Raw genomic sequence first — 5,919 nt, forward strand, 5'->3', positions numbered from 1 at the left:
AGGATGACGCCGCCGACGCCAGCATCCGACCCAAGCGACTTGCCGACTATCTCGGCCAGGTGCCGGTGCGCGAGCAGATGGAGATCTACATCCAGGCCGCCAAGGGTCGTGGCGACGCACTGGACCACGTCCTGATCTTCGGCCCCCCCGGCCTGGGCAAGACCACCCTCAGCCACGTCATCGCCAACGAACTGGGCGTGGCCCTGCGCGTGACCTCCGGCCCGGTGATCGAGAAGGCCGGCGATCTGGCCGCGCTGCTGACCAACCTGCAGCCGCACGATGTGCTGTTCATCGACGAGATCCATCGCCTGTCGCCGGTGGTGGAAGAAGTGCTGTATCCGGCGATGGAAGATTTCCAGATCGACATCATGATCGGCGAGGGCCCTGCGGCGCGCTCGATCAAGATCGACCTGCCGCCGTTCACCCTGATCGGCGCCACCACCCGCGCCGGCCTGCTGACCGCACCGCTGCGCGACCGCTTCGGCATCGTCCAGCGCCTGGAGTTCTACAGCGTCGAAGAACTGACCCGCATCGTGCGCCGCTCGGCCGCGATCCTGGCCATCGACTGCACCGCCGACGGGGCAGGGGAGATCGCGCGCCGCGCGCGTGGCACCCCGCGTATCGCCAACCGCCTGCTGCGCCGCGTGCGCGATTACGCCCAGGTCAAGGCCGGTGGCCACATCGACCAGACCGTGGCCCAGGCCGCAATGCAGATGCTCAAGGTCGACCCGGAAGGCTTCGACGAGCTTGACCGCCGGCTGCTGAAGACCATGGTCGACTACTTCGACGGTGGCCCGGTCGGCATCGAGTCGCTCGCTGCGGCGCTGTCCGAAGAGCGTGGCACGCTGGAAGACGTGGTCGAGCCGTACCTGATCCAGCAGGGCTACCTGGTGCGCACCGCGCGTGGCCGCATGGCGACCCACAAGGCCTACCGGCACCTGGGCCTGAAGCCGAAGAACCCGCCACAGGACCTGTTTGCCGAGGTCCCCGATGTCGGTTGAACCGCGATTCAGTTGGCCGACACGCATTTACTGGGAAGATACCGACGCTGGCGGCGTGGTCTACCACGCCCGCTACGTGGCCTTCATGGAACGGGCCCGGACCGAATGGATGCGCGCGCTGGGCTACGGCCAGGAGCGCATGCGGTCCGAGCACGGCATGGTCTTCGCGGTGCGCTCCATGCAGATGGATTTCATCAAGCCGGCACGGCTGGATGACCAGCTGCAGGTAAGCGCCACCCTGGTCCAGCTGAAGAAGGCCAGCATGGTCTTCGACCAGCAGGTCCTGCGCGACGGCCAGCTGCTGCTGTCCGCACAGGTCCGCATCGCCGCACTGGACGCGGCCAGTTTCCGCCCGCGTGGCATGGACGATGCCGTCCTTGCCGCGCTGCAACCCCACCTCCACCCCGAATCCGAACAGAACTCTTGAGGAACAACGGATGATCGCAACGCTCCTGGCCCTGCAGGCCACGGTCACCGAGGCTTTGCCGGCTGACGTCAGCAATGCCGCGACCCAGACCCTTGCCCAGGCCACCACCGGCGGCGGCATCAACTACCTCGAACTGATGGCCAAGGCCAGCTTGCCGGTGAAGATCATCGTGCTGGCGCTGTTGGTCGGCTCGTTCGTCAGCTGGGTGATCATTTTCCGCAAGGCCCGCATCTTCAAGCAGGCCACCCGCGAAGCTGACGAGTTCGAGAACCGCTTCTGGTCCGGTGCCGACCTGGGCAAGCTGTACAGCTCGGCCACCGACCGCAGCCGCAATGTCGGCGGCCWGGAAGCCATCTTCGAAGCCGGTTTCCGCGAGTACACCCGCCTGCGCGACAAGCGCCGGCTGGATGGCCGTGCCCAGCTGGAAGGTGCCCAGCGCGCCATGCGCACCACCTACACCCGCGAAGTCGACCAGCTCGAGCGCAACCTGGAGCTGCTGGCCAACATCGGCTCGACCGCCCCTTACGTGGGCCTGGTGGGTACCGTGTTCGGCATCATGGTGACCATGCACGACATGATCAGCAGCGGCGCCCAGGCCGGTATTGCCGCCGTCGCCCCGGGCATCTCCGAAGCGCTGTTCGCCACTGCCATCGGCCTGTTCGTGGCGATCCCGGCGGTGTGGGCCTACAACCGCTTCACCACCCGCGTGGAGCGCATGTYGGTGCGTTTCGAGACCTTCGCCGACGAGTTCAGCTCGATCCTGCAGCGCCAGAGCGCTGGCGACGAGTAAGCGCCAGACCCGGGAGTCCAAGCCATGTCCGCTGCCATCGGTCGCCGCAAGCGCCGCAAGCTGAAATCGGAAATCAACGTCGTTCCCTATATCGACGTCATGCTGGTGCTGTTGATCATTTTCATGGTCACCGCGCCCATGCTCACCCTGACCTTCGACGTCGACCTGCCCAATTCCAATGCCAAGGCGCTGGAAAGCAAGCAGGATCCGTTGATCGTCTCGGTGCGCCAGGACGGCCAGCTCAGCCTGAAGCTGCCCGACGCCAAGGAGCCCACGGCAGTCACTGCCGAGGAACTGCAGGGCCACCTGTCCGGCATCGCCGCGCAGGACAAGGATGTGCGCGTGATCGTCGCCGCCGACCGTGCCGTGGCCTATGAAAAGGTCATCGCGGCGATGGATGTGATCAAGCGCGCCAATGTCGACAAGGTGAGCCTGGCCACCGATGCGAACTGACGTCCTGTCGCCACCGCACAAGCAGGAGCCCGGCTGGGGTCAGCCCCTGTTGCTGGCCGTGCTGGTGCACCTGCTGGTCGCGCTGATCTTCATCGGCGCCTGGCTGTGGTCACCGCAGCGCAATACCGATGCCGCCGCAGGTGATCCCTCGGTCGAGGCCAGCCTGGCACTGTCCGCGTCCGAAGCCGCTGCCGCCCGCCAGGCCCTGCGCCAGTCGGAAAAGCTGGAAGACCTGCCGCCGCCGGTGGCCGAACCGATCCCGGTGCCGGAAGACACCATCCCGCCGCCGCAGCCGATTGAAGAGCCGCGCCCGCAGGACGCACCGACGCCGCAGCAGCAACAGGCGCAGGAACGCGTGGCGCAGCCCGACACCAAGGACCAGGACGCGGTCAGCGCGTTGGCCATCTCGCAGGAGAAGGCCAAGCAGGAGCAGGAAGCCAAGCGCCGCCAGGAGCAGATCGACCTGACCGAGCGCAAGCGCCAGGAAGAGGCCGAGCAGAAGCTGCGCCTGGCCAAGCAGCAGGAAGCGGACGCCAAGAAGAAGCAGGCCGAGCAGGAGCGCCTGGCCGCTGACAAGGCCGAGGCCGAGAAGCAGAAGAAGATCGCCGACATCCGCGCCCGCCGCGAGCAGGCCGAAAAGGAAGCCAAGCTGGCCGAGCGGAAGCTGCGCGAGGTCGCTGCTGCGCGCAATGCCGCAGGCACGGCTGCTGCCGGTGCCAGTGGTGCAGCACAGCCGGCTGCCGGTGGTGGTGGCAGCAGTGATGATCTGTCTGCCAAGTACGCGGCGGCCATCCAGGCCAAGGTGCTGGCGCAGTGGGTGCGTCCGGACAGCGTGCCGCTGGGCCAACGTTGCCAGATCACCATCAACCAGTTGCCGGGCGGTACCGTCCGCAGCGCCACGGTCAGCGCCGGCTGCCCGTTCGATGAAGCCGGCAAGCGCTCGATCGAGGCCGCCGTGCTCAACGCCCAGCCGCTGCCGTACCGCGGTTTCGAGCAGGTATTCGCACGCACGATCAACTTCACATTCACCGCCCAGGATCGCTGAGGCGCGGGGCAGGGCAGCCCTTTGGGGCTGTCCCGTCATCCAATGACGCCTTTAGCTCTGGATCGTATGGGCCCGTCCACGCCATGCTTGGGACGAGTCATCCGCACGAAAGTTGGCCGCGACGTTAACGGCATGTGAGAGACCCGGCTGGCACTGACCAGGAATTCACGTACCCTTGGTTCATGATTGCGAAGCGGTTCACTGCCGTTTTGTTATCCCTCGTTCCGGTTCCCCCTATTTGAGCGCTCCATGAAGAAGATGCCTCGCTGGCTTGCCGTGTTTGCGGCCCTGTTGCTGCCCTTTGCTGCCGTCGCGCAGCAGAAGGGGCTGGATATCGACATCATCGGCGGCAATGCCTCCGCCCTCCCGATCACCATCGTGCCGATGCCCTACCAGGGTGCAGCCGGTGCTCCGCAGACCGACGTCGCCGGCGTGGTCCGTGCCGACCTCGAACGTTCGGGCCAGTTCCGCACGCTGCCCGAAGCGCAGATCGTCGAAAGGCCGATCCGTGGCGGTGACATCCAGTTCGCCACCTGGCGCGCGCTGAAGCAGAACTACATCGTGGTCGGCCGTGTCATGGACGCCGGTGCCGGCGCCTACCGCGTCGAGTACGAACTGTTCGACGTGCCCAAGGGTGAGCGCCTGCTCGGCCTGGCGATGACCGCACGTGGCAATGCCATGCGCGACGTTGCCCACCAGATGGCCGATGCCATCTACGAGAAGATCACCGGTGTCCGTGGTGCCTTCTGGACCCGCATCGCCTACGTGACCGCCAGCGGCAAGGGCGACGCCATGCGCTACGCGCTGATGGTGGCCGATTCGGACGGCTTCAACCCGCAGACCATCGTGCGTTCGGCCGAGCCGCTGCTGTCGCCGTCGTGGAGCCCGGATGGCAACAAGCTGGCCTACGTCAGCTTCGAGCGTGGCAATTCGGCCATCTACATCCAGAACATCTCCACCGGCGCCCGTGAGCTGGTCACCAGCTTCCGCGGCATCAACAGCGCCCCGGCCTTCTCGCCGGACGGCCGCAAGCTGGCCCTGACCCTGTCGCGCTCGGGCAACCCGGAAATCTACGTGATGGATCTGGGCAGCAAGCAGCTGACCCAGCTGACCAACCACTTCGCCATCGATACCGAGCCGACCTGGGCGCCGGATGGCAGCGCGGTGTACTTCACCTCCGACCGCGGCGGCCGTCCGCAGGTCTACAAGGTCGGTGCCGGTGGTGGCAGCGCCGAGCGCGTGACCTTCCAGGGCAACTACAACGCCAAGCCCTCGGTCTCCTACGACGGCAAGAAGATCGCCGTCGCCCAGGGTTCGGGCAACAGCTACAAGATCGCCCTGATGGACAGCTCGCTGGGTTCGCCCCGCTGGAGCACGCTGTCGCCGGGTTCGCTGGACGAATCGCCGAGCTTCGCGCCCAACGCGAGCATGGTGCTGTATGCCGCCCGTGAGGGTGGTCGTGGTGTGCTGTACGCCGTCTCGGCCGATGCGCGCGTGCGCCAGCGCCTGGTTCTGGCAGACGGTGATGTGCGCGAGCCGGCATGGTCCCCATACCRTACCCAGCGCTAAAAGAGTGTTAATATTTTCTCTGTATTGAACCCCTCATCGGCTTAGGAGCCACAAAGGTATCGCCATGAACAAGTCCACCCGCGTTCTGCTTGTTTCCCTGCTGTCTGTGGCCGTCCTGGCCGGTTGCTCGAAGAAGGTCAAGGAAGAAGCCCCGGCTCCGGTCGATACCGGCACCTCGACCACCACCCCGACCGGTCCGTCCACCTCCGGCCTGTACGGCCCGGGCGACCTGGACACCGATGCCTGCCTGCGCCAGCGCGTTGTCTACTTCGACCTGGACAAGGAAGACGTGAAGCCGGAATTCCAGGCCATCATGGCTTGCCACGCCAAGTACCTGCGTGACCGTCCGTCCTCGCGCATCACCCTGCAGGGCCACACCGACGAGCGCGGTTCGCGCGCGTACAACCAGGCCCTGGGCGAGCGTCGTGGCAACGGCGTCAACTCGGCACTGCAGGCCAACGGTGGCTCGGCTTCGCAGCTGACCGTCGTGTCCTACGGTGAAGAGCGTCCGGTCTGCACCGAGTCGAACGAGTCCTGCTGGTCGCAGAACCGTCGCGTCGAAATCGTCTACACCGCGCAGTAATCCATGCGCCTTGGCATCAAACTGATGCTGGTCGTTGCGGCAGCCCTCGTG

At 66.0% G+C, this 5,919-nt stretch carries 7 protein-coding genes; all 7 read left to right on the forward strand.

Features of this window, described 5'->3' with window-relative positions:
- Nucleotides 1-1,001, forward strand: a 1,001-nt coding sequence (gene ruvB, locus AB4Y84_RS10865; RefSeq protein ID WP_442250119.1) for a Holliday junction branch migration DNA helicase RuvB, incomplete at its 5' end; no start/stop codon positions are given.
- Nucleotides 991-1,428 carry a tol-pal system-associated acyl-CoA thioesterase gene (ybgC, locus tag AB4Y84_RS10870; protein WP_032975136.1) on the forward strand — a complete coding sequence of 146 codons (438 nt, stop codon included), beginning with the start codon at nt 991-993 and terminating at the stop codon, nt 1,426-1,428. The genes ruvB and ybgC, both read left to right, overlap by 11 nt.
- A gap of 10 nt (nt 1,429-1,438) precedes the next feature.
- Nucleotides 1,439-2,218: a protein TolQ gene (tolQ, locus tag AB4Y84_RS10875; RefSeq protein WP_442250120.1), complete on the forward strand. Its 780-nt coding sequence runs from the start codon at nt 1,439-1,441 to the stop codon at nt 2,216-2,218.
- Between the two features lie 24 nt (nt 2,219-2,242).
- A complete protein-coding gene (tolR, locus tag AB4Y84_RS10880; protein ID WP_313250166.1) occupies nt 2,243-2,671 on the forward strand; it encodes a protein TolR in 429 nt (142 codons plus the stop codon).
- A complete protein-coding gene (gene tolA / locus AB4Y84_RS10885; protein ID WP_442244772.1) occupies nt 2,661-3,716 on the forward strand; it encodes a cell envelope integrity protein TolA in 1,056 nt (351 codons plus the stop codon). The genes tolR and tolA overlap by 11 nt, the downstream gene beginning before the upstream one ends.
- 249 nt (nt 3,717-3,965) lie before the next feature.
- On the forward strand, nt 3,966-5,285 hold the full coding sequence (gene tolB, locus AB4Y84_RS10890; RefSeq protein ID WP_442250121.1) for a Tol-Pal system beta propeller repeat protein TolB: 1,320 nt from the start codon (nt 3,966-3,968) through the stop codon (nt 5,283-5,285).
- Between the two features lie 64 nt (nt 5,286-5,349).
- Nucleotides 5,350-5,868: a peptidoglycan-associated lipoprotein Pal gene (pal, locus tag AB4Y84_RS10895; protein ID WP_025874668.1), complete on the forward strand. Its 519-nt coding sequence runs from the start codon at nt 5,350-5,352 to the stop codon at nt 5,866-5,868.
- Nucleotides 5,869-5,919 lie beyond the last annotated feature (51 nt).

This window comes from Stenotrophomonas sp. 2YAF22 (assembly GCF_052114665.1).
In the GTDB taxonomy this organism is placed as follows: Bacteria; Pseudomonadota; Gammaproteobacteria; order Xanthomonadales; family Xanthomonadaceae; genus Stenotrophomonas; species Stenotrophomonas indicatrix.

Coding starts and splice junctions, on each gene's coding strand:
- tolR (WP_313250166.1), top strand. CDS start 2,243: ATGTCCGCTGCCATCGGTCGCCGCAAGCGCCGCAAGCTGAAATCGGAA.
- tolA (WP_442244772.1), top strand. CDS start 2,661: ATGCGAACTGACGTCCTGTCGCCACCGCACAAGCAGGAGCCCGGCTGG.
- pal (WP_025874668.1), top strand. CDS start 5,350: ATGAACAAGTCCACCCGCGTTCTGCTTGTTTCCCTGCTGTCTGTGGCC.
- ybgC (WP_032975136.1), top strand. CDS start 991: ATGTCGGTTGAACCGCGATTCAGTTGGCCGACACGCATTTACTGGGAA.